The following is a 442-nucleotide window of genomic DNA, read 5'->3' on the forward strand; positions in this document are numbered from 1 at the left end:
TCCTCCACGTTGTCCGCGGGCGTCGTTCGTTCCAGCGGAATGAAGTCACCGTCCCGCAGCAGCGCGCCCGACGTGCCCGAGCCGTCCGCCGGTCGCTGGAGCGACACGTAGATCTCGCCCAGGATGGTGCCCTGGCGTAGTTCGGCGCGCGTCATCGCGGGTAGCTTCACCGACTCGTCGATGTTCACCCCCGCCACGGCGGTGTTTCCCGTCAGCGTGACGTCCTCGAGCAACCCCACGTCCACTCCGTCCAGCACCACCTTGGCGCGGGCCGGCAGGTTCAACACACTCGAGAACTGGATGTCCACGTGGTACGTGGGCCCGGGTCGGTAGCTGCCCGGAACCGGGAGGTCCGCGATCGACGCTCCGCATCCCGAGACCGCCGCCGTCGTCACGGCCGCCATCACCGCGCACATCGCCTTCCTCATCACGATCCCCCCAC

1 protein-coding gene is annotated in these 442 nt (G+C 68.6%); it reads right to left on the reverse strand.

What is annotated here, in order from left to right; translation table 11 throughout:
* Positions 1 to 428 (reverse strand): MlaD family protein (locus AC1DYP_RS24835; protein ID WP_477048569.1); only part of this gene is annotated, 428 nt, incomplete at its 3' end.
* Between the last annotated feature and the right edge of the window lie 14 nt (positions 429 to 442).

Source organism: Caulobacter sp. P1_D6 (assembly GCF_056406095.1).